Origin of the sequence: Tropicimonas sp. IMCC34011, from assembly GCF_003390865.1 — a bacterium.
Classification (GTDB): Bacteria; Pseudomonadota; Alphaproteobacteria; order Rhodobacterales; family Rhodobacteraceae; genus Tropicimonas_B.
In genome coordinates this window covers 1,271,241-1,292,947 of sequence record NZ_QMEJ01000001.1, presented here as the reverse complement: position 1 = coordinate 1,292,947, position 21,707 = coordinate 1,271,241, and the positions used below count along the sequence as shown (strand labels likewise).

Here is a 21,707-nt window from a genome sequence, read left to right as displayed (position 1 = left end):
CCGGATCTGCACCTGGAACCTCCGATGAGATGAGCCTAGTTTTTCCGGAATTACTTGCAACAATTTCTACTTAGTGAAAAAAGTTGCACATCAAGCGGCGGCCTCCCGGCGCAGGAGCTGCGCTGCGGTTTCCGTGTCGGTTGCCAGCGAGGTGAGCAGTCCGCCCGACAGCGCTGCACGGATGGCCGCCACCTTTTCGGGACCCGCCGCAATGCCGAAGCGGGACGGAACTGCGAGGAGCTGCTCGAACGTGATCGAGATCGTGCGGTCCTCGAAGGCCTTCACCGGCGCGCCGCTGCCGTCGATGAACCGTGCGCAGATTGTGCCCACGCCACCGTGCTCCGCGATCTGACGAAGCTGATCGGCCGTGAAGAGGCCGTCGCGCACCGTCGAGGAGTCGGGAGTGAGCGAACCGACCCCGACGACTGCCAGGTCGAGCCGGGCGTAAAGATCGCTGAGTACGCGATAGGCTTCCGTTCCCCGCAGGACGTCCAGCATCTCCTTCGACTCGAGGAGGGCGGGCAGGGGGAGGATACGGGACTGACCGCCGGTCGCCTGGGCGAAGCGGCGGCAGATCTCGGTGGTGTGGCTCTCGGACTCCGCCTGGCCGACCCCTCCGATCAAGGTGACCACGTTCGTCGACGGCGCGTCGATCCTAGGCATTTCGGCCGTCACCGCCGCCATGCTTGTGCCGTTTGACACGCCAACCATCGTTCCCTCGCCGATATGGGCGATGATGGCACGGCCCGCCGCGCTGCCGAGAACGCGCAGCGTCGCCTCTTCCGTCCCCTGTGTCTGAACGACGATCACCTCCTCAAGCCCGAACGCCAGCTGGAGCTCTCGCTCGATGCGGAACTCGCGATAGGCGCTTTCGACCACCCGAACCTCGATCAGACCGCGCTCGAAAGCCTGTGCGAGATACCTGCTTACCGTCGCGGCCGAGACCCCAAGAGCCTTGGCGATGTCTCCCTGCGAAAGGTTGCGTTCATACCGCATCCGAGCGGTCTTGATGATCGTGGCGAGGTCGCGGCTCGGTCTTGGCATGGGGTCAGGCTTCGAGTGTCAGGAAGGTGGACGAGAGCCCGGCATAGAGGGCCCGATAAGCCTCCAGGCGCTCTGCATAGGCGGCATGGCGGGCGGGGTCGGGCAGATAGACTGCCTCTTCGGGCAGTGCGGGGCAGCACTCTGCAACCGTCGATCGCGTGGCGGCCGCGCGCGCCAGCCGGGCGGCGCCCAGTGCCGGCCCCACCTCGGACCCGCGTGACCGAACAAGCGGCCGGTCCAGCACATCGGCGATAAGCTGACAAAGGAAGGGCGAGCGTGACCCACCGCCGGTCAGCGCAAAGCAATCCGGCAGGCTGCCCAGAGCGTCCGCGCCGTCCGCGAGCGAGAAGGCGATGGCTTCCATCATCGAGAGGGCGAGCTCCCAGGTCTCGGTCGTCGCCGACATTCCCACGAAAGCGGCGCGGGCGGCCGGGTCGTCGTGAGGCGTACGCTCGCCCGCCAGATATGGCAGGGCCAAGAGGGTGCCGGGTCCGCTATGGCGGGCCTCGACCGCGCTGATGAGGGATTGCACGCTGTCGTAGCCGAGCCAGCCCGCCGTCTTTCCGAGGGCGCTGGCGCCGTTGAGCAGGGCCGCCATGTCGTACCAGGTGCCAGGGGCCACATGGGCGTGGGAGTGCACGGCCCGCCCGACCGCCGGCCTATAGCTGCCGCGTGCGACGAAGACCTGGGCCGAGGTGCCCAGGGAGATCATCCCCTCGCCCTCCGAAACTACTCCGAGCCCCGCCGCGCCTGCAGCCACGTCTCCGGCGCCGGTGGCGACAGGGATCCCGGGTCGCATCCCGAACCGCTGCGCGATCTCGGCGCGAAGCACGCCCGCGACCTCTCCCGATCCGACCAGGGCCGGCCGCGACAAACTGGCGGCCGCACAGGCCTCGAATGTCTCGCTGTCCCAGGTCCGGGAAGCCTGGTCAAAGAGCCAGCTGCCGGCGGCGTCGGTCGGATCGGTCGCTATTTCCCCGGTCAGATGCTGGCGCAGGTAGTCCTTGGGAAAGGCAAAGCAGGCAGCGTCCGCCAGGGCCTTCGGGTCGTGCCGGGCGGTCCAGAGCAACTTGGGACCCGTGAAGCCGGGCATCGGTTTCACCCCGAGCCGGTCCGCCAGTCCGGTTCGCCGCAACTCCTGCGCTTCCTCCACCGCGCGGAAGTCGCTCCAGATGCTTGCCGGTCGAACAGGGCGCCCGTCTTTGCCCAGAAGGAGCAGGGTATGCATATGCCCTGAGAAGCCAATCGCCTCGACACGGGCTAGGGCCTCGCCCGCCGTCTCGGCCAGCGCTGCCATGGCGCATTCAAAGGCCGCGATCCAGTCGTCGGGGGACTGCTCCACACGGCCTTTGGCAGGATAGAAGGTCTCGACCGGCGCCCGGGCGCTTGCATGCTCTCCATCTGTTTCGTTGGAGAGCACAACCTTGATCGAGGAGGTGCCGAGATCGACGCCGAGATACATCGCCCGAACTCCCGCTTCTGCTTTTCGTAGGTGTGGCTTGGGCCTGACTGCCCGGACGTCCGGGCTATGCGTTCAGTCGCGCCTGGATCTTCGCGGCGATAATTTGCGCCGTCAAACCCTTGGCTTCATAGACTTCCGGCCCTGGTGCCGAAAGTCCGAAATCGTCCAGGCCGAAAACGTTCTCGCGGCTGCCCACGTAGTCCGACCAGCCGAGCGGGGTGCCGGCCTCGACCGCAAAGCGGGGGGCAGAGCCAAGTATCTCGTGCCGCTCCGCTGCCGGCCTTTCGTCGAAGCGCTCCCAGCAGGGCACGGATACGACCGCGAGGTTCAGACCGTGGTCGGCCAGCAAGCGTCTCGCCTCGAGCGCGAGAGCGACCTCGGTGCCCGTCGCCAGCAATGTGGCATCCCGCTTGCCTTCGGCCTCGGCCAGGACGTAGGCACCGGAGCGCGCCGGCATGTCCGGGCGGTGCGAGAGCCGGACCTGCGGTGTCTTCTGCCGCGAGAGGATCAGGGCCGAGGGGCCCTCCCGTTCGATCGCGTCGAGCCAGCATTCCAGTGTCTCTACGGCGTCCGCAGGGCGATAGACGTTCAGCCCCGGGATCGCGCGCAGAGCCATGACCTGTTCGATCGGCTGGTGGGTCGGCCCATCCTCGCCCACGCCGATGGAGTCATGCGTGAAAACATAGATCAGGCGGAGTTTCATCATCGCGGCAAGCCGGATGGCGGGGCGGCAGTAGTCGCAGAAGGTGAGATAGGTCGCGCCATAGGGCACCAGTCCGCCATGGGCCGCGATCCCGTTCATCGCCGAGGCCATGGCGTGCTCGCGCACCCCGTAACTCATGTGCTGTCCTGCAAAGCCTGCCTCGGCGACCGAGGTCATGCCCTCGGCTTGCGACAGTACGCTGCCGGTCAGATCGCCGGAGCCGCCGAACAGGCGATCGGGCATCAGCTTGAACAGCGCGCTTGCGGCCCGCCGCCCGGACTTGCGCGTGGGTTCTTCGACGGCCTCGGTGACCAAGTTCGAGATCTCGTCACGGATGGCGTCCTGAAGCGTCTCGGGCAGTACGCCGGTTTCGGCCTCCATGAATTCCTTGCCCCGGTCGTGATTGCCCAACCGCACCTCCCAGTCGCGGCGCTGCTCAGTTCCGCGCGCGCCGGCCTCGCGCCAGGTCGCGCCGATCTCCGGGGGAACCTCGAAGGGGGCGGCGGTCCACCCGAGCGCCTTGCGCAGACCCTCAAGCTCCTCCGCTCCGAGAGGCGCGCCGTGAGCGGTGTTGCTTCCCTCCTTCGTGGGGGCGCCGAACCCGATGCGCGTGCGCGCCGCGATGAAGACCGGGCGCTCACTCTTGAAAGCCCGGTCGAAGGCGGACCTGATCTCTGCCACGTCGTGGCCGTCGATCTCCATCGTCTCCCATCCTGCCGCGGCGAAGCGATCCAGGTGCCGCTCGCTGGTCGAGATGTCCGTGGAGCCATCGATGGTGGTGGAGTTGTCGTCGAAGACGAGTGTCAGCTTCGAGAGCCCCAGGTGACCCGCGAGCGAGATGGCTTCCTGGGCGACACCTTCCATGAGGCAGCCGTCGCCACAGAAGGCATAGGTGCGATGGTCAACGAGGTCCTTGCCCCAGCGAGCCTCGAGAAGACGCTCGGCCAGGGCCATTCCGACGGCATTGGCGACGCCTTGTCCAAGCGGGCCAGTGGTTGTCTCGACCCCAAGCGGCTCGCCGCGTTCGGGGTGTCCTGTCGCCACGGAGCCCCGCTGACGGAAGGCGCGGATATCCTTGAGCGGCATTCCCTCGTAGCCGGTCAGGTGCAGCAGGCTGTATTGCAGCATTGATCCGTGCCCGTTCGACAGGACAAAGCGGTCGCGGTCGGGCCAGGCGGGCGAGGAGGCGTCGTACTTCAGGACCTCGGTGAAGAGGACGGTCGCAATATCCGCCATGCCTAGCGGCATGCCTGGATGGCCGGACTGTGCTGCCTCCACTGCATCGGCGGACAGGATGCGTAGTGCATTCGCCATGTCCCGGACACCAACTTCGAGTTCGTCGCGCATCGCCATCTCCTCTCTCGGGGCCGCTTTTCAGAAGGCTTACCGGTAATGAACGAATTTGCAATTTTTACCTTAAAATGCAAAAAAATGCACAACAGCTGAAGGCTTGGAGTCTTCCCTCATGGTGCCAGCTAGCGAGCTGCTTCGGTATGAGATGGAAGAAACCAGTCGCGCTGCCTTGGTAGGCTCAAAGATAGTAAGGCGCAGCGTGAGGTGATGGCACGCGGACGGTACGACAGCGGAACAAGACACCCAGTTCGGACCGAAGCGCCCTGACTGCGCGCCATTGATCGGGACCCGACCGCCGGCTGACTTCATCAGGGTGCGCAGCCGCATGATGCTGCATCCTGGACGTCGAGAGACCCCCACCGCGAAACTGCCCAGCTTCACATCCGCATCGCTCTCATGAATCGCTTCAATGCCTGCGGCACCGTCGCGATCCTCTCAGGCGTTAGCTCTGCAACAACGCCGTTGCCGGCGTCGCCCGAATCCCGTTTCGATCATGGCACGTCGGTCTCGCCGAGATCCCAGAAGAGGCCGGCCATCAGGCCCAGCCCTTCGCGCACGATCGACACCGGCAGGTGTTCGTTCGCGCCGTGCTGGCGGCAGCCGGGATAGGAATGCGGCACCCAGATCGTCGGCAGCCCGAGTATATTGGTGAAGATCGCATTTGGCAGCGAGCCGCCGAGGTTCGGCAGGATCACCGGCGCCCGGCCCGCCGTGCGTTCCAGGGACGCGGCGGCGAAGCGCACCCACGGCCCATCCAGGTCCGACCGGCTGGCGGGGAAGGAGGCGTCGGGCGCCGGCACGATCTTCACCCGTTCGAAGCCCGCGGCGTCGAGCTTGCGGCGGACCGCCGGTTCCACCTGCGACTGGTCGACGCCGACCGGGTGGCGCAGTTGCAGCCGCGCCCGCGCCCAGGGCGGGATCGCGTAAAGAGGCTTGGCGAGGTTGCCGACCTCGATCTCCATCACCTCCAGCGTCGACCAAGCGTAGACCCGTTCGGCCTGCGTCAGGCCCGGTGCGCCCCACCAGGGATCGAGCGGCGGATCGCCCTCGGCAGGGGTGATGGTGCAGTCCTTGAGCGCATCGCGCACGTTCTGCGGGATCTCGCCCGGCGTCAGCTCGGGCACGAGGCATTCTCCGGTGGGACCGATCAACGCGGCGATGGCGTGGCTCAGCTCCACCCCAGGATTGGCGAGAAGACCGCCCCAGTTGCCCGAATGGTGAAAGCCCTCGCGCGCGACCACTTCGAGATGCAGGTTGATACCGCCCCGCGAGCCGAGGAAGATCGTCGGATCCTCAAGCGACATGCGCGGCCCGTCCGAGGCGATGAGCACGTCGGCGGCGAGCCGCCCCTTGTGGCCCGCGCAGATCGCGTCGAGCGCGGGGGAGCCGTATTCCTCCCCCATTTCGACGAGGTACTTCAGGTTGAAGCCGAGCCTGCCGCGCACCGCCAGAACCGCTTCGAGCGCGGCGAGGTTGACCGAATGCTGGCCCTTGTTGTCGGCGGTACCGCGCCCGTACCAGCGGCCGTCCCGCTCGGTCATCTCCCAGGGGTCCAGTCCTTCGGACCACTGCTCGGGAATGCCTGTGACGACGTCGCCGTGGCCGTACATCAGGACGGACGGGCGCGCCGGATCCTCGATCCGCTCGGCCAGGAGGAACGGACCCGGAGCCTTGTCGTGACGCAGGATCTCGCAGGAGAAGCCGAGCCGTTCGTAAAGCGGCATCATCTCTTCGCGCAGATAACGCTCCAGCTCGGGCCAGTGTTCTTCCTCGCGCGAGACGGTGGGCATGGCGACGCGGCGGGCAAGGTCCTCCCGGAAGCGGCCGCTCTCCAGCGTCTCGCGGGCGGCGGCGATGGCGGCGTCGCGGGTCGCGGTGCGCTCTTGCGTGGTGTCAGGCAAACGCTCGCTCCTTGTCCGGGGCGTGTTCGGGATCGGTCAGGTGGCACGCGGCCCCGCCGGTCACCGGCGAGACGGGGCGCGGCACGACGCTGTCGCAGGGGCCGTAGGCGCGCGGGCAGCGGGGGTGGAACGGGCAGCCCGGCGCGGGATGCAGGGGGTCGGGGAACCCGGCGCCGAGCGCAAGGTCCGGCACCCCGTCCTCGGGTGCGACGGTGAGGACCGACTCGAGCAGCGCTTTCGTGTAAGGGTGCTGCGGCGCGTCGAAGATGCCGTCGACGCCTGTCAGCTCCACCACCCGGCCGAGATACATCACCGCCACCCGGTCGGCGATATGTTCGACCACCGACAGGTTGTGGGAGATGAAGACGTAGGTGAGGTTGAAGTCCGCCTTGAGCTCCATCAGCAGGTTCAGGATCTGGCTCTGCACCGAGGCGTCGAGCGCGGAGGTCGGCTCGTCGCAGATCACCACCTCGGGCTGCATGACGAGCGCGCGGGCGATGGCGACGCGCTGGCGCTGGCCGCCAGACAGCTCCTTGGGATAGCGGCTGGCAAAGCGCGCGGGCAGGCCGACCCGCTCCATCAGGCGGCGGGCGGTGCGCTCCTGCTCGGCCGCGGTGCCGATGCGGTGGACGCGCAGGGGCATCGACACGATGTCGAGGATCGTCTTGCGCGGATTGAGTGACGAGAACGGGTCCTGAAAGATCGGCTGCACGCGGCGGGCAAAGGCGGCGCGGCCCGCGTCCGCCGCGGGGTGGCCGTCGAAGAGGACATGGCCTTCGGACGGCGGCAGAAGGTTCAGCAGCATCTGCGCCAGAGTGGACTTGCCGCAGCCGCTTTCGCCGACGATGCCGAGGGTTTCGCCACGCATCACGCGCAGATCGACACCGTTCACGGCGTTCAGCGTCGCCTTGGGCTTGAACATGCCCTGGCTGACGCGGAACCGGCGGTGGAGGCCCGTGGTCTCGAGGATCGGTGGCTGGCTCATGCGGGCGCCCTTTCGGTTTCGTCCTTCTTTGCGCCGTGGATGCAGGCCCAGAGGTGGCCGCCCTCGGCGCGCAGCGGCACCGCATCGGCGCAGACCGGCTGCGCCACGGGACAGCGGCTGCGAAAGGCGCAGCCCCGGACATCGCCCACGAGCGAGGGCACGACGCCCGGGATCGTGCCGAGCGGCGCGCCGCGTTCGGACTTGCCCGGCTGCGGGATGCAGTCGATCAGTGCCTGGGTGTAGGGGTGGCGGGGCGACCCGAAGATCTCGGCGGCCGAGCCTTCCTCCACCCGCGCGCCGGCGTACATGACCACGATCCGGTCCGCGATCCGGGACACGAGGCCAAGATCGTGGGTGATGAACACGATGGCGATGCCGAGCCGATGTTGCAGATCGCGCAGAAGCCGCAGGATCTGCGCCTGGATCGTCACGTCGAGCGCCGTGGTCGGCTCGTCCGCGATCAGGAGCTTGGGCGAGGTCATCAGCGCCATGGCGATCATCACTCGCTGGCGCAGCCCCCCCGACAGCTGATGCGGATATTGCCCCAGGCGCTTTTCCGGCGACGCGATGCCGACCTCGGTCAGCATCTCGACCGCCCGCGCGCGGGCCGCGGAGCCGGTGGCGCCGGTGTGGTGGATATAGGCCTCGGTCATCTGGTCGCCGATGGGGAAGGCGGGGTTCAGCGCCGTCATCGGTTCCTGGAAGATCATCGCCATCTCGTTGCCGCGCACCCGGCGTACCGCGCGGCGGTCGGTCAGGTCGACCTCGCCGAAACGCATGGCGCCGACCGACCGTGTCGCGGCACGCGGCAGAAGATCCATCAGCGCCAGCGACGTCATCGACTTGCCGCAGCCTGACTCTCCCACGATGCACAGCGTCTCGCCCTCGCGGACCTCAAAGGACATGCCGCGCACGGCATGAAGCGTGTTTGTCCGCAGCTTGAAATCGACCTTGAGGTCGCGGACCTGCAACAGCGGTTCCATCAGCCCCTCCCGTCCGGTGATACCAGATCGCGCAGCCCGTCGCCCGCGAGGTTGATCGCAAAGACCAGCGTCGCGAGCGCGATACCGGGAATGGAGATCAACCAGAACGAAAAGAACATGTAGCTCTTCGCCTCCGAGATCATCAGCCCCCAACTTGGCGTCGGCGGCTGCACCCCGAGGCCGAGGAACGACAGCGCCGCTTCCATCAGGATCGCCGACGCGATCTCGATCGTCGCGATGACGATGAGTTGCGGCGTGAGGTTCGGCAGCACTTCCCGCGTGAGGATGTAGAAGTTGGACGCGCCCGCCGCCTTGGCCGATTGCACGTATTCCATGCGCGAAACCTGGGACGAGGTGGCGCGGACCACGACGGCGAAGCGGTCCCACTTCAGAAGGCCCAGCACGACCACGACGATGGTGATCGACCCGCCGAAGACGGCGACGACGGCCAGCGCCACGAGGATGATCGGCAGAGACAGGCGGATCGTGGTCAGGAAGGTGACCACCATGTCCACCCGGCCGCCGAAATAGCCGCCGAGAAGCCCCAGCGTCGTGCCGATGACCGACGCGATCGACACCGCGGCAAAGCCGATGAGAAGCGACACCCGCGCGCCGTAGATCAGCCGCGACAGGTAGTCCCGGCCAAGCTGGTCGGTGCCGAGAACATGCTCCCAGCTTCCGGCCTCGAACCAGACGGGCGGCACGGCGCGGTTGGTGATGTCCTGCGCGTAGGGGTCGTGGGGCGCCAGCAGCGGCGCGAAGATCGCGATCAGGATCATCAGGATGACGATGCCGCCGCCGATCAGCAGCGAGGGATGCTCGCTGAGCCGGCTCCACGACATGCGTCCGGGCGGCGTCTCGGCCAGTTCGGCCGTCGCGGTGGGGTCCGCGGAATTGCTCAGGTCTGCCATGATCGGCCCCTTCTCAGCTGACGCGCAGGCGTGGGTCGAGCCACGCGTTGACGATGTCGGACAGGAGCGTCAGCACGACGTAGACGACCGACAGCAGCAGGACGACGGCCTGCAGCACCGGGAAGTCGCGGTAACCGATCGCCTGGTAGGCGAGGTATCCCAGGCCATCGAGCGCGAAGATGCTCTCGATCACCACCGAGCCACCGATCAGAAGGCCAAGCTGCACGGTCACGAGCCCGACCACCGGCACCAGCGCGTTGCGCAGCGCATGCTTGAGGATCACACGATGCGCCGGCAGCCCCTTGGCCCGCGCTGTGCGCACGTAATCGTTGGACAGCGCATCGATCATCCCGGCGCGCACCAGCCGCATGAAGGGCGGCGTGATGTAATAGCCCAGCGTCGCCGCCGGCAGGATGAAATGTCGCCAGCTATCGGCGCCTGAGGCCGGCAACATCCGCCACTTGATCGCGAAGAGCATGACGAGGCAGAGCGCGAGGAAGAATGACGGCAGCGCCTGCCCAAGAAGCGAGACCAGCGAACACAGCCGGTCGATCCAGCTTCCCGAGAAGACAGCGGCCAGAACGCCGAGCGGGATGGATATCGCCAGCGCGATGGTCAGCGACATGATCGCGAGGATCACGGTGTTGCCGATCTTGTCGAAGATCAGATCCGAAACCGGCGACTTGAAGAAGTAGGACGTGCCGAAATCGCCGCGTAGCACGTCGCCGAGCCAGGAGGCGTACTGCACGATGAGCGGCCGGTCGAGCCCGTAGGTCTCGACGATGATGGCGAGGTCCTCGGCGCTTGCCCCTTCGCCGGCCAGCGCGCCGGCGGCATTGCCCTGAAGGCGCAGAAGGGCGAAGGCGAGGATCGACACGCAGAAGGCCACGAGCACGGCAAGCCCGAAGCGTTTGGCCAGGTAGATCGGCATGGGATGGCTCCTCGATCGGCGCAATGTCGGCCGGGGCGCGGTCCTTCGCGCCCCGGCCAGCCCGTCACTCGCTCCAGGAAAATTCCCAGAAGCGCAGGATCTCGTCGGGGTAGGTGTCGAAGCTCAGACCCTCGGCGCCGGCATAATAGACCGGCAGCGTGAACATCGGCACCGCCAGTGCCTCGTCCGCGATCCGCTTCAGCGCCTGCTGGTAGAGCGACTTGCGCTCTTCGGTGTCCATGGTCTCACCGGCGTCCTTAAGCGTCTCGATCAGCTCGGGGTCGAGCGCGTTGTCGTCCGGCTGACCGCCGAAATAGACCGGCGTGGACGCCGACAGATCGTAGATCGAATAGGAGCCCCAGGCGTTCTGAGCCAGCTCGACCTCGCGGGCGCGCATCGCGTCGCGCATGGCGGCGGGCTGCATGAAGTTCAGCTCCACGCTCACGCCGACATCCGACAGGTAGTTGATCACCGCCTCGGAGATATGACGCTCGCGGTAAGCGTAGAGCTCCACCGTCAGACCGTCGCCGTAGCCAGCTTCCTCCAGAAGCGCGCGGGCCTTGTCCGGATCGAAGGCATAGCTCGTCGCGCCCTCGTCGGTGCAGCCGAACTGGTCGATGAAGCAGACGGTGTCGATGGTGTTCGACCCCTCGCCTACGAGGTTCTCGGAGATCGCGTCCCTGTCGATGGCGTGGTTGAGCGCGCGGCGCACCCGCACGTCCTGCAGCGCGGGGTTGGGCGTGTCCTCGGACGTGTTGATCTGCAGAAAGACGATGCGCATCGTCTCGCCGCTTTGAACCTCGACCCCGGGCATCTGTGCGAGCTGGTCGGCCTGGTCCTTGGGCAGGCCCATGGTCAGGTCGAGACCGCCGGACAGAAGCTCAGCGATCTGGGTCTGCTGGTCGGGGATGGTGCGGATCGACACACGGTCGAGCGACGCGGCGGATTTGGCGTCGGTGGCGGTGTAATCTTCGAACCGCTCCAGCACGATCTCGCCGCCGGCGGAGTATTCGGCATACCGGAAGGGTCCGGTGCCGATCGGCAGGTCCGCGTCGGTCGTGCCGCCGGGGCCCGTGTAATGGTCGCTCGGCATGATCGCGAGCTGGGAGGAGACGAATTCCAGCGCGGAGGGCGTCGGCCCGGTGGTGGTGATCCGCACCGAATAATCTCCGGTCTTCTCCACGCTCTCGATCCAGTTCGCCACCTGCTGCGACACGATCCGGTTCTCGGGATCGGCGGCGTAGCTCAGGGTGTAGACCACGTCGTCGGCCTCAAAGGTCGATCCATCGTGGAAGGTCACGCCCTCGCGCAGCGTCAGGTCGAGCGTGGTGTCGTCGACCCACTCCCATTCGGTGGCGAGCAGCGGCTCGAATTCGCCGGACTCGAGGTTCCGCACGACCAGCGTGTCCCACACGTTCCGGCCGAGGATCACGCCAAGGCGCAGCGTGGTGAAATAGGGATCGGGGCTTTCCAGCGTCTGGCCGTAGGCGAAGCGCACGGCATTCTCGGACTGCTGGGCGGCGCCGGGAAGGGCGGCCAGGAGGCCGAGGCTGGCGCCGGCAAGGGTGGTTCTGAAGGTCATGGTCCTCTCCGTTGCAAGATCATTCGCGCGGATTTGTCCGCCCCGGCTGTTCCGTCGGGTTCGCGTTGATCCAACATATTTGATCAAATCGATCAATAGTCTCTTCATGTTTAAAATAAATTTGCTCGCAAGACGCGCAAATCGCCCGGTTTTTGATCGGATGGCGAACTGCGCCGGTCTGGAAGCGGCAACGCCATCCAGTACCCGCTCTTCGACGCCGGCATCCTGAGCGCGATCGACCGTGCGGCCTTTGCGGCTACTGCCAGTCCTGCAACCAATGACGTGAAGCGACCCGGACGCTCCGCGAGACGCCGAAGCTGATCAAGACGCCTTCGGGATACACGCAGCAGTCGCCCTTGTTCGGGATCGCCAGCAAGCAGCTCGATTTGATGGGGCGCGACAAGTCCGAGCTCGGGATCACGCCGACCTCCCGAAGTCGCTTCGACATGACCGAGGCAGCCAGCGTCGCCCACGAGCGGGTCTCGACCGCCCAGCGGGGTAGGTCCGGGTTGGGCTAGGCGGCACAGCGGGGAGCCATCAACGACTTGGCCGGGGCCAGGGAAGCCGAGTGCTCGGGCGCTTCATCGAGGTCGAGAGCGGGCGAGCGAAACGGGGCTCATTCAGGCTGTTCATCTGCATCGGGAAAACCCGTTGACACGCGACGCCTCGGCGAATGTATACTGAGTACGGTACACAGAGATGATGTTCAGATATGGCTGAAATCGAGATTTCCCGCGGCTCTTCCCTCTCGGATCAGGTTTACGATGTGCTGCGAACCCGGTTCCGGCAGAACATCTATCGTTCGGGCGAGCGGATGACCGAGGTCGCCATTGCGCAAGAGCTTAAGGTCTCGCGTACGCCGGTCCGCGAAGCGCTGTTCCGCCTGACCGCGGATGGACTGCTCGAAGAAGCGCGCGCGGGACGTTTCATGGTCTCGTCATTCTCGATCGCGGATGTTCGGCAGATCTTCGAGATCCGTCAGCTTCTTGAGCCATCGGCATTCGCTCAGGTGGCCCGCGACGCCGATGCCACTCTGGATGCCGAAGCGAGCCAAGCGGCGCAGCTCGTCGAAGCGGCGCGAGACCAGGAGTCGGCCGCCGATGCAAACACACGGTTCCGGTCGACCTGGCTCAGGCGGGTTGCGAATGGCCGCCTGCAACAAACAATCCTGAAATTCAACGATCAGGTCAGCCTGGTGCGCGGCGCGACCCTGTCTTCGCCGGAAGCGCGAGAGGATGCGCGGGACGGTGTCCTGCGACTAACGGAAACGATCCACGCCCGAGACGAAGCTTCTGCACGCTCTGCGATGGTCGAATTCGTGACCGTGGCCCTGGGGTACTTTGAAGCCTCCAAAGAGGGTTGGTCGAAAACCAGAAACGACACAGGGAAGGAAATCAGAAAATGACATTTCTTACGAGATCGAGAGTTGCTCTTGCAGCTACGGCGCTGGCGGCGAGCAGCATCGCGGCGCAGGCCGAAGAGGTGATCCGCGCCATTCACTTCGCCCCGGCGCAGGTCAGCTTCTCGAAGAACTTCATGACGTTCGTCGACAAGGTCAACGACCGCGGCGAAGGTGTCGTGAGGATCGAAGTGCTTGGCGGGCCGGAGACAATCCCGCAGGAGCGTATGGCCGAGGCGCAACGAAACGGCGTCGTCGACATGGTGCTCCTGGCGGGCGGACGGTTCCTCGAAATCATCCCCGAAGCAGAGGCGTTCGCGGGATCGAACCGCACCCCGATGGAGGTGCGCGAAGATGGCGGGTTCGAACTGATCAACGAGCTGTTCCATGAGAAGGCCAATGCGCATCTGCTGGCGCATGTGGATGGCGGTGCCGGGTTCCACGTCTGGCTGACTGAAAAGCCGGAGATCGCAGAGGATGGAATGCTGTCGCTGGAGGGGCTTCGCTTGCGGTCCTCGCCGCTCTACCGGGCCTTCCTCGAAGAGCTTGGCGCGACGCTGGTCGTGCAGGCGTCGCCGGAGGTCTACACGTCACTCGAGCGTGGGGTCGTTGACGGTACCGGCTATCCGATCATGGGGCTGCGCGACTTCGGCTGGGACAAGTTTCTCAACTATCGTATCGACCCGGGTTTCTTCCAGGTCGACGTGCTGGTCACGATGAACCTCGACAGCTGGAACAACCTGTCGGACGAAGCCCGCGACATCGTCGAGACCGTGGCCATCGAGCACGAAGCCTCGTCCTATGAGGCGAATATCGAGCAGACTGCGGCGGAATCCGAGGCCATGGCGGAAAACGGCATGGAAGTCATCGAGCTCACCGGCGAGCAGCGCGAGGCCTATCTGAAGACGGCCTATGACATCGCCTGGCAGCGAATGGCCGAACGTGACCCTGCCAATGTCGATGCGCTGAAGGACGTCTTCTTCGAAGAAATCGAGTGATCGGTGGCCCCCTTCTGGGGGCCACACCCGCTTTGCCGGTTGATCTTCCGAGAGCCGCCTCCCAATCCGGAGATATTGCGTGACCATAGCCTTACGGACCCTCGACCGGCTCTGTCAGCTGCTGTTCGCCCTGGCCTGCGCCCTGACCGCCTTCATCGCTCTGACTGTCACCTACGACGTGGCCTCCCGGAACCTCGGGCTGCCGGTGATCATATGGGCGGTGAATTCGGTGGAATACGCGATGCTTGCCATCACGTTCCTCGCGATGCCCTGGCTCGTCCGCACGCGCGGACATGTCTGCGTCGAGGTGGTGCTGACCTTCCTGCCCATCACGCTTCGGCGCTGGTGGGAGGCCGCATTGCACTACCTCGCGGCCGGGCTGTGCTTCTTTCTGGCCTACCGCGCCGGGCTTGCCGCCGCCGATGCCATGGCGCGCGAGCTCTATGACGTGCGCGCCTTCGATATGCCGATGTGGCTCCTCTACGGCGTGATGCCCATCGGTTTCTTCTTCAGCGCCCTTCAATTCCTGGCCTTTCCGATCCAGGGCCAGAGCTTCTACGGCGCTCCGCCGAGCGAAAAAGCCGGACTGTGAAAGAACGCTGAATGTATGACTGGACCATATCCATCGCCATCCTGATCGGCGGGCTGCTGCTGTCGATGGGAATTGGTTTGCCCGTGGCGCTTGGCTTCTTTGCGGTGAACATCGCCGGTGTCTTCCTGTTCATGGGCGGGAGCCGCGGCATCGATCAGATGCTCGCAAACGCGACGACCGCGGCATCGACCTATTCGCTTGCGCCGGTGCCACTGTTCCTCGTGATGGGATCGCTGTTCTTCCATTCGGGACTCGCACGCCGAGTGCTCGACGGCATTGATGCCTTGCTGGGCAGGCTGCCTGCACGTTTGTCATACCTGACGCTTACTTCGGGAACGGCCTTCGCCGCGCTGTCGGGATCGTCCCTGGCAAATACCGGGATGCTCGGCTCGCTGATGGTGCCGGAGATGACCAAGCGTGGTTACAAGAAGCACATGTCCCTCGGTCCGATCCTGGGCTCCGGCGGACTGGCGGTGATCATCCCGCCCTCTACCCTGGCGGTGCTGTTCGGCTCTCTCGCGCGCATCGACATCGGCGCGCTTCTGATTGCGGGGCTTCTTCCGGGGGTGGTGCTGGCGATGCTGTATGCCGGGCTGATCTACGGCCAGGCCAAGGTCGACCCCGACGCCGCACCTTATTTCGACGTGACGCCGCTGCCGATCAGCAAGCGCGTGTGGATATTCACGCGTGACATCCTGCCGATGGTTCTGATCATCATTGCCGTCATCGGCTCGATCCTGACAGGCGTCGCAACCCCGACCGAAAGCGGCGCGATGGGCATCGTTGCCGTGGCACTCCTGGCGCTGGCCTTTCGGGCGCTCGACATGGATGCCGTGATCAAGGCGATCTCCGAGGCCACTCGCGTCACCGGCATGACCTTCCTGCTGATCACCGCCTCGTCCACCTTCGCGCAGCTTCTGGCCTTCTCCGGTGCGTCCTCAGGACTCGTTCGCTGGGCCACGGGGATGGATTTCGGCGGTATGCAGATGCTGCTCATCATGGGGCTGATCCTGCTCGTCCTCGGCATGTTCATGGATCAGGTGTCGATGATGCTCGTCACCCTCCCGGTCTTCGTACCCCTCGCGAACACGCTGGGCTTCGACATGGTCTGGTGGGGTCTCATCATGCTCCTCCTTCTGGAAGCCAGCTTCACGACACCCCCCTTCGGTTTGCTGCTCTTCGTCATGCATGGGGTCAGCCCGCCCGGCACGACCCTGCCCGAAGTGGCCAAAGCGGCGCTGCCCTATATCGCCTGCAGCTTCATTCTCATCGCCATTCTGCTGGTCTTCCCCGGGCTGGCGACATGGCTGCCCTCGCTGATGTGATGACCTGCGCCAAACGAACGGAAGAAGAATGAACGATTTCACGCAGGCGCTTTGCAGCGCGTTTGACACCGGCGTCATCCTCGTCGGGGACGATATCCCCGAGCATTTCTGCAGCGACTGGGCGGGTCTGCCACCGGTGCGCCCGCTCGCTCTGGCGCGGCCACGGACGACCGAAGAGGTGTCGCGCATCCTCGCCCTTTGCCATGATGCGGGGATCGCGGTCGTACCGCAGGGCGGGCTGACCGGGATCTCCGGTGCGGCCCATCCCGAAAAGGGCGGGATCGCGCTGTCCCTGGATAGGATGAACCGGATCGAGTCCGTGGATGCCGAGGGCCGTACCCTGACTGCGGGCGCGGGAGCGGTTCTGGAAACCGCCCAGAACGCAGCGCGTGAGCACGGGCTGATGCTCGGCATAGACATCGGCGCGCGCGGCACCTGCCAGTTGGGCGGTGTCCTGGCGACGAACGCGGGCGGCAACACCGTGATCCGTTACGGGATGGCGCGCGATCATGTTCTGGGCCTTGAAGTCGTCCTGGCCGACGGCACCGTCATCAACGGCATGAACACGCTTCTGAAGAACAACGCAGGGCTCGACCTGAAACAGCTCTTCATCGGATCAGAAGGCCTTCTGGGGATCATCACACGCTGCGTACTTCGGCTGCATCCGCATCCGCCGTTCACTGCGACGGCGTTTTGCGGCTGCGCCGATACACAGGCGGTCATCTCGCTTCTGTCGGCGGCCGGGGCCAAATTGGGTCCTATGCTGACCAGCTTCGAAGTCATGTGGCCCCAGTTCTTCGATATCATGTCGGAGGGGACCGGCGCGGGATCGCCGCTCGAGGGGCGCCACGGCGCGTATGTCATCGTCGAGGCGTCCGGCTTCGACGAGGGCGCGACGCGTACCGGCCTTGAGACGGTCCTTGAAAAAGCCTTCGAGGACGGGCTGATCGAAGATGCGGTCTTGGCCAATTCACTGAAGGAGGAGGCCGCGCTCTGGGCGGTTCGCGAAAGCCCGTCTGAATATCAGGCAATTCTCGGGCCCATCATCCCCTTCGATGTGGGGTTGCCGTTGCATCGGATGCACACGGCCGTGACGCAGATCGAGGCGGAGATCGCCGAAATGTATTCATCGGCGCGTGTCCTGTCCTATGGCCATATCGGAGACAGCAACCTGCATGTCGTGATCAATGTCCCCGAAGCCGGGGAGAACCAGCCCGAGGCGGAGGTGAAGGAACTGGTCTACGGCATCGTGAGCGAACTCGGTGGAACGGTCTCGGCCGAGCACGGAATTGGCGTGATCAAGCGTGACTACCTGTCGTATTCCAGAACACCGCAAGAGATCGCGACCATGAATCTGATCAAGCAGGCGCTCGATCCCAAGGGTATCCTGAACCCCGGTAAGAGCTTTCACGAGGTCGTGGCATGAGCGATCTGCGCGCGCGCATTCGCCGTCAAGAGCAGCTCCGCGGGGTGTTCGCCTCCATTCCGTCGCCTGTCGCCGTGGAGATCCTCTGTCAAGCACGCCCTGACTTCATCTGCATCGATTGCGAGCACAGCTTCATCGCGGGCGAATTGCTCGAGAACATGATCCGCGCCGCCGCCCTTCACGCAGTTCCGGTCTTGGTTCGGGTGGCTGAGAATGATGGCGCAGAGATCGCGGGCGCGCTGGACAGCGGTGCCGTTGGAGTTCTGGTGCCGCGTGTTTCCTCCCGGGCCGAGGCTGAACGCTGCGTGTCCGCCGCTCGCCATGCGCCCGAAGGTCGCCGCGGTGCAGGGCCCGGACGGGCCTCCAACTATGGCGCGGATATCCCCGGCGCGGTCGCGAAGGCCCTGCGGGAAACTGTGGTCATCGCCCAGCTTGAAACGCCCGAGGCTGTCGAGGCCGCCGCGGAAATCCTCTCCGTCCCGGGCCTGGACTTGGGCTTTGTTGGACCAGGCGACCTGGGCCTTTCGTTGAAGGCCGCTAATTCGAAGGCGTCTTTGGATGCCGCGATCGATTGTATTCTCGACGCAGCACGTGCTTCGGAAAAGCCTGCTGGCATCTTCTCCATGTCGCGTGAAGATAGCGAGGCGTGGCTAAAACGGGTGAATTTTGTAATTCAACAATCAGACACCATGCTCCTGGCACATGCAGCACAGTATGCACTGAAAGCGCTTTGAGAGGCGCGCTTTAGTCCATCGAGGTGGAAGAAACTGTTGGAGCTCAAAAATATTAGCTTCTCCCTTGCATTCACCTGTAATATCCTCCGCTCCATGGGCTGAGCCGTCGATCACTACGATCTTTTCAGTTCTGCTTCCCTGAGACAGTGCCGACTGGATGCGAGTTTAATAAATGCTTCTCCGTTCTAAAGCGGGGATGATGATCGATATTCACGACAAGCAGTTGTTCTTACGGGGTTTTGTTCTTGGTGCAAAGGATGCGAAACGCTGCTGCGTCCAATAAGTAAAGAGCCTTAAGTGTTGTTCGATGCATCCTGCGAAATTTTGATGTAAATATCCTGTAGTGCAGCGCTGTCACCACGCGTCCAGAGACTGGGGCACCAAGCCGTTCCATCTCCCTCAGGTCATCTAATAGGACTCTTAGATGAGTGGAGTTCTCTTTCGCGAGTCGCCGTTCGTCGTTGAGTTTGCGGGTCAGACTGTTTTCTACTATGCGATACCTGACAACAGGTTCCGAGGTCCTTATGACCTTGCCGACGATGGCGGCTCGGAAAGGAAGTATTCGGTCTTCACTTTCAATCGCGCTTGGAATCGGACGTGGTGTCGTAAAACAGTCGCGTCGATAAGAATAGGCCGCTCCTTTTCCGATGCCGCCGCCATTGAACGAAATGGCGTTGTCTGGAATTTGCTTAAATGATTTATTTGAGATTCCTGTTGAGTCTAGAATACCAATTGTTTTGCCGTATGTCGCGGCAACGTTTTTAAATCTATTGAATACGTCAACCGCAATGCTGCATCTCAAGGGCAGTGAAATATCGTCGCCAGCAGCCAGGCATATTATCTCCCCTGTGCAGATTTCTACGACAGTATTGATGTGACCTGAAAGCCCCTGATTTCGTTCGTTTCTCCGAGCGCGTACGGTATGGTTGCCCGCGTATCGTGCCACCATCTCCTCCATGATCTCGAATGTCCGGTCCGTCGAGCAATCGTCCGACAAAATGATCTCGAGCGGCTCGTAGGTCTGCGCGAAGGCTCCTTCGATAGCCTCGCGGATGTAATCCTCCTGGTTGTAGGCAAAGAGGGCGAAGGTGACGAGCGGACGTTCGCTCGTGGTGGTCTTGGTCATGGGGCTGTCCTGATGGGCCATCCGGCCCTGTCGAATAGGGTAGTGAGCCGCCCGGCCACTTTGCCATCTGGCCCGGTTTTGGCCAGCACCGCGCGCAGGCCAAACACCGCCGTTCCCACGGCGAGCACCGGAGCCGCTGTCAGGCCCGCTGGGGCAGATATCATAGCGAGCGACAACAAGGCCACTGAAAGTGCTGCGTGCAAGCCCAGCAGGTTCCGGGTTAGGGGTGCCATCCGGTAGCCTACGGACCTCGAGACGATGATCATCAATAGCGTGAAGTTGATGGAATAGGCCACCGTAAAGGCCGGTCCGTGATAAAGGCCTTCACTGGGTATTCCGAGCAGCGTCATTGCGAGAAATATCACGTTGAAGTTGATTTGAGCAAAGAGGAACGTCTTCCCCTTTGCAGCAGTGGCGAGGGAGAACCCCAACGGCCAGCTGGCGAGTTTGAATGTGCTGCCGACCGGCTGCCACTGGAGAATTCCAACGGCTGGCGTGAATTCCTCGGAATAGAGGAACCTGATGACCCAGGGTGCCCAGCCGATCAGCATCAGCAACACCGGGCCGCCGATGGCGAAACAAAGCTGGGCTTGGTCATTCATTAAAGACACCGCCGCGGATTTGTTTGCGATGACCTCGGTCAGTCGGGGATAATAGTCAGCCGCCATGGCCCCAAGTAGAAAGCCGGCATAGGTCATCGTGATGCCCATGCGGCAGCGAAGTGACCCGCTGCCTCGAGCCTAAGCTGGGTCGAGATATGTCTCCGTAGGACCAGCAAGGTCATGCCAGTTGCAAGGCCGCCCACCATGAAGGTAAAGCCCAATTTCGACATCGGCAAACAGATGCGAGGAAGATCGCGCAGGGCAGGCGGTGACGAGGCGCTGGTCCTGATAAGCCCAACGAACCAACGCGCGACGATGAGGTTGCAAAGTGGTTGCACCAGGAGAAACCAGATCAGACCATCTTGGCCGAACAGCCAGACCGCCGAGAGACCTGCCGCGGTCCCAAATAGCGCGCCGATGACTGTGACGCGCCCGAGATCTCCTATGCGACGGAGGCCCTGCAATAGGGCAGTGTGGGCGGACGCAAGCAGGCTCATGGCGACTGCAAAGCCGACCAAACCCACTTGAAGTGCGAACCCTTCATCTCCGAACAGCCAGATCGCGATTTGTTCGCGTAGCAGCCATAAAGCGATCAGTGCCAGGCATCCCTGCGCCAAATGCGCGCTCAAAAGGACCTTCCTGACCCTTGCGAGCGTTTCGGGGTCATCGCGGACTGAGGCGATCTCCCGGACGCCGCTGGAAGACATCCCAAGGCCAGCGCCTTGAGCTGTCATGGTCATGAGATTGTTGTAGATACTCAGAAGGCCAATGCCTGTAGGCCCGAGCAAAACGGCCAAGGCTTTCTGACGGAAAATTGAGATTGCAATGTTAACGGCCTGCGCTGATCCGATGATCAACATCGACCGCAGAGCGGTTCGATATGAACTAGTAATCATCACGCATCTCTATGTTGCAGGTACCTCAGGCAGTGTTCGTAAGATCTATTCAGATCCTCCAGTCTTTCTGATGGCGGGCTCACTCTTCTGTACCCAGCCTTCCGGAAAGTCATGGATCTCGACAACATCTTAACTCTTTCAAAGGCAGAGGGGGCAACTTCTTTGATGAAGTCTGCGAGCTTTCTTACCAGGCCTATTCTCCCCATGTCGGCTACCGTAACGGCAGGAAGTTCACGATTCTTATTCGGTAGTGTTCTCCCTTGGTTGGAGTTTGGAATGGAAATTTCGATTCCACTTAGTCCATCTTCACCAAGTGCGGCGCCAAGGTCAAAAGAACTTGACGTTAGATTGTCAAAATGAATGAACACAACTCGGCTCTTGGCGCGTTCAGACCAATTCAAGAGTTTTCTGTAATCATAACAATCACACCTCTGGTTTCTGTAGAAGCAGCTTGGTCGCAACTTTTCGACGAGAGAGAGGCCAGCGTATAATTCTTGGTAATAAGATGGCAAAACATCCTCGGGCTTGCGCAATGTGACAACATACGTGTGCTCTATGTCGTTAAGGCGCTGTTCCAGCCGATCTAGTTTGTCCCAAAAATGCGCTTTCTTTTGCCAAACCAAGAACATCTCTTCGGAGATGAAGACTGTTTGACCGTTTTGAGTGAGTTGTCGAATGTCTTCGACCGCTTTCTCCGCCTCGGGTGAGCTTTGGTTCTTGGATACCATGCTGTGGAGAAGCCGTGCGTGAGACT

At 63.4% G+C, this 21,707-nt stretch carries 19 protein-coding genes and 1 pseudogene; 7 read left to right on the top strand and 13 right to left on the bottom strand.

Annotated features, from left to right (window positions below):
- Nucleotides 1–90: 90 nt before the first annotated feature.
- From DQG15_RS06175 to DQG15_RS06135, 9 genes are all read right to left on the bottom strand, one after another.
- Complete coding sequence (locus DQG15_RS06175; RefSeq protein ID WP_116083560.1) at nucleotides 91–1,044, bottom strand: sugar-binding transcriptional regulator; 954 nt, start codon at nucleotides 1,042–1,044, stop codon at nucleotides 91–93.
- A gap of 4 nt (nucleotides 1,045–1,048) precedes the next feature.
- A complete protein-coding gene (gene xylB / locus DQG15_RS06170) occupies nucleotides 1,049–2,506 on the bottom strand; it encodes a xylulokinase (RefSeq protein WP_116083558.1) in 1,458 nt (485 codons plus the stop codon).
- Between the two features lie 64 nt (nucleotides 2,507–2,570).
- Complete coding sequence (tkt, locus tag DQG15_RS06165) at nucleotides 2,571–4,556, bottom strand: transketolase (RefSeq protein ID WP_116083557.1); 1,986 nt, start codon at nucleotides 4,554–4,556, stop codon at nucleotides 2,571–2,573.
- Between the two features lie 497 nt (nucleotides 4,557–5,053).
- A complete protein-coding gene (locus DQG15_RS06160) occupies nucleotides 5,054–6,463 on the bottom strand; it encodes a M20 family metallopeptidase (protein WP_198665077.1) in 1,410 nt (469 codons plus the stop codon).
- Complete coding sequence (locus DQG15_RS06155; protein ID WP_116083555.1) at nucleotides 6,456–7,448, bottom strand: ABC transporter ATP-binding protein; 993 nt, start codon at nucleotides 7,446–7,448, stop codon at nucleotides 6,456–6,458. Before DQG15_RS06155 ends, DQG15_RS06160 begins: the two co-directional genes overlap by 8 nt.
- The gene (locus DQG15_RS06150) at nucleotides 7,445–8,431 is read right to left on the bottom strand and encodes an ABC transporter ATP-binding protein (RefSeq protein WP_116083553.1); all 987 of its coding nucleotides are present in this window, start codon (nucleotides 8,429–8,431) and stop codon (nucleotides 7,445–7,447) included. The genes DQG15_RS06155 and DQG15_RS06150 overlap by 4 nt, the downstream gene beginning before the upstream one ends.
- Nucleotides 8,431–9,342: an ABC transporter permease gene (locus DQG15_RS06145; RefSeq protein ID WP_116083552.1), complete on the bottom strand. Its 912-nt coding sequence runs from the start codon at nucleotides 9,340–9,342 to the stop codon at nucleotides 8,431–8,433. Before DQG15_RS06145 ends, DQG15_RS06150 begins: the two co-directional genes overlap by 1 nt.
- Before the next feature lie 13 nt (nucleotides 9,343–9,355).
- Nucleotides 9,356–10,273 (bottom strand): ABC transporter permease, encoded by a 918-nt coding sequence (locus DQG15_RS06140; protein ID WP_116083550.1) that lies wholly within the window; start codon nucleotides 10,271–10,273, stop codon nucleotides 9,356–9,358.
- A 64-nt stretch (nucleotides 10,274–10,337) separates the two neighbouring features.
- A complete protein-coding gene (locus DQG15_RS06135) occupies nucleotides 10,338–11,855 on the bottom strand; it encodes an ABC transporter substrate-binding protein (protein ID WP_157968916.1) in 1,518 nt (505 codons plus the stop codon).
- A 293-nt stretch (nucleotides 11,856–12,148) separates the two neighbouring features.
- Here DQG15_RS06135 and DQG15_RS18830 point away from each other — a divergent pair.
- The 7 genes and pseudogenes from DQG15_RS18830 to DQG15_RS06100 form a co-directional block, all read left to right on the top strand.
- Nucleotides 12,149–12,373: pseudogene (locus tag DQG15_RS18830) on the top strand (P27 family phage terminase small subunit); the annotation flags it as partial.
- A gap of 194 nt (nucleotides 12,374–12,567) precedes the next feature.
- Nucleotides 12,568–13,260 (top strand): GntR family transcriptional regulator, encoded by a 693-nt coding sequence (locus DQG15_RS06125; protein WP_116083545.1) that lies wholly within the window; start codon nucleotides 12,568–12,570, stop codon nucleotides 13,258–13,260.
- Nucleotides 13,257–14,252 (top strand): TRAP transporter substrate-binding protein DctP, encoded by a 996-nt coding sequence (gene dctP / locus DQG15_RS06120; protein WP_116083543.1) that lies wholly within the window; start codon nucleotides 13,257–13,259, stop codon nucleotides 14,250–14,252. The genes DQG15_RS06125 and dctP overlap by 4 nt, the downstream gene beginning before the upstream one ends.
- A gap of 79 nt (nucleotides 14,253–14,331) precedes the next feature.
- A complete protein-coding gene (locus DQG15_RS06115; protein ID WP_157968915.1) occupies nucleotides 14,332–14,844 on the top strand; it encodes a TRAP transporter small permease in 513 nt (170 codons plus the stop codon).
- 11 nt (nucleotides 14,845–14,855) lie between these two features.
- A complete protein-coding gene (locus tag DQG15_RS06110) occupies nucleotides 14,856–16,169 on the top strand; it encodes a TRAP transporter large permease subunit (protein WP_116083540.1) in 1,314 nt (437 codons plus the stop codon).
- Between the two features lie 28 nt (nucleotides 16,170–16,197).
- Nucleotides 16,198–17,595, top strand: a complete 1,398-nt coding sequence (locus DQG15_RS06105; protein WP_116083538.1) for an FAD-binding oxidoreductase — start codon at nucleotides 16,198–16,200, stop codon at nucleotides 17,593–17,595.
- The gene (locus tag DQG15_RS06100; protein WP_116083537.1) at nucleotides 17,592–18,329 is read left to right on the top strand and encodes an HpcH/HpaI aldolase/citrate lyase family protein; all 738 of its coding nucleotides are present in this window, start codon (nucleotides 17,592–17,594) and stop codon (nucleotides 18,327–18,329) included. Before DQG15_RS06105 ends, DQG15_RS06100 begins: the two co-directional genes overlap by 4 nt.
- A 229-nt stretch (nucleotides 18,330–18,558) precedes the next feature.
- Here the strand turns inward: DQG15_RS06100 and DQG15_RS06095 are convergent, their stop codons facing one another.
- From DQG15_RS06095 to DQG15_RS18120, 4 genes are read right to left on the bottom strand one after another with little or no spacing between them, the layout of a single operon-like run.
- Complete coding sequence (locus DQG15_RS06095) at nucleotides 18,559–19,455, bottom strand: glycosyltransferase family A protein (RefSeq protein ID WP_198665076.1); 897 nt, start codon at nucleotides 19,453–19,455, stop codon at nucleotides 18,559–18,561.
- The gene (locus DQG15_RS18130) at nucleotides 19,452–20,165 is read right to left on the bottom strand and encodes a hypothetical protein (RefSeq protein WP_232830719.1); all 714 of its coding nucleotides are present in this window, start codon (nucleotides 20,163–20,165) and stop codon (nucleotides 19,452–19,454) included. Before DQG15_RS18130 ends, DQG15_RS06095 begins: the two co-directional genes overlap by 4 nt.
- The gene (locus tag DQG15_RS18125) at nucleotides 20,150–20,917 is read right to left on the bottom strand and encodes an oligosaccharide flippase family protein (RefSeq protein ID WP_157968913.1); all 768 of its coding nucleotides are present in this window, start codon (nucleotides 20,915–20,917) and stop codon (nucleotides 20,150–20,152) included. Before DQG15_RS18125 ends, DQG15_RS18130 begins: the two co-directional genes overlap by 16 nt.
- Nucleotides 20,918–20,952: 35 nt before the next feature.
- Nucleotides 20,953–21,681 (bottom strand): hypothetical protein, encoded by a 729-nt coding sequence (locus DQG15_RS18120; protein WP_157968912.1) that lies wholly within the window; start codon nucleotides 21,679–21,681, stop codon nucleotides 20,953–20,955.
- Nucleotides 21,682–21,707 lie beyond the last annotated feature (26 nt).

Excerpts from the sequence above, each read along its gene's own strand:
- DQG15_RS06175 (WP_116083560.1), bottom strand. The coding sequence starts at position 1,044 with ATGCCAAGACCGAGCCGCGACCTCGCCACGATCATCAAGACCGCTCGG.
- xylB (WP_116083558.1), bottom strand. The coding sequence starts at position 2,506 with ATGTATCTCGGCGTCGATCTCGGCACCTCCTCGATCAAGGTTGTGCTC.
- tkt (WP_116083557.1), bottom strand. The coding sequence starts at position 4,556 with ATGCGCGACGAACTCGAAGTTGGTGTCCGGGACATGGCGAATGCACTA.
- DQG15_RS06155 (WP_116083555.1), bottom strand. The coding sequence starts at position 7,448 with ATGAGCCAGCCACCGATCCTCGAGACCACGGGCCTCCACCGCCGGTTC.
- DQG15_RS06150 (WP_116083553.1), bottom strand. The coding sequence starts at position 8,431 with ATGGAACCGCTGTTGCAGGTCCGCGACCTCAAGGTCGATTTCAAGCTG.
- DQG15_RS06145 (WP_116083552.1), bottom strand. The coding sequence starts at position 9,342 with ATGGCAGACCTGAGCAATTCCGCGGACCCCACCGCGACGGCCGAACTG.
- DQG15_RS06140 (WP_116083550.1), bottom strand. The coding sequence starts at position 10,273 with ATGCCGATCTACCTGGCCAAACGCTTCGGGCTTGCCGTGCTCGTGGCC.
- DQG15_RS06135 (WP_157968916.1), bottom strand. The coding sequence starts at position 11,855 with ATGACCTTCAGAACCACCCTTGCCGGCGCCAGCCTCGGCCTCCTGGCC.
- DQG15_RS06125 (WP_116083545.1), top strand. The coding sequence starts at position 12,568 with ATGGCTGAAATCGAGATTTCCCGCGGCTCTTCCCTCTCGGATCAGGTT.
- dctP (WP_116083543.1), top strand. The coding sequence starts at position 13,257 with ATGACATTTCTTACGAGATCGAGAGTTGCTCTTGCAGCTACGGCGCTG.
- DQG15_RS06110 (WP_116083540.1), top strand. The coding sequence starts at position 14,856 with ATGTATGACTGGACCATATCCATCGCCATCCTGATCGGCGGGCTGCTG.
- DQG15_RS06105 (WP_116083538.1), top strand. The coding sequence starts at position 16,198 with ATGAACGATTTCACGCAGGCGCTTTGCAGCGCGTTTGACACCGGCGTC.
- DQG15_RS06100 (WP_116083537.1), top strand. The coding sequence starts at position 17,592 with ATGAGCGATCTGCGCGCGCGCATTCGCCGTCAAGAGCAGCTCCGCGGG.
- DQG15_RS06095 (WP_198665076.1), bottom strand. The coding sequence starts at position 19,455 with ATGACCAAGACCACCACGAGCGAACGTCCGCTCGTCACCTTCGCCCTC.
- DQG15_RS18130 (WP_232830719.1), bottom strand. The coding sequence starts at position 20,165 with ATGGGCATCACGATGACCTATGCCGGCTTTCTACTTGGGGCCATGGCG.
- DQG15_RS18125 (WP_157968913.1), bottom strand. The coding sequence starts at position 20,917 with ATGTTGATCATCGGATCAGCGCAGGCCGTTAACATTGCAATCTCAATT.
- DQG15_RS18120 (WP_157968912.1), bottom strand. The coding sequence starts at position 21,681 with ATGGTATCCAAGAACCAAAGCTCACCCGAGGCGGAGAAAGCGGTCGAA.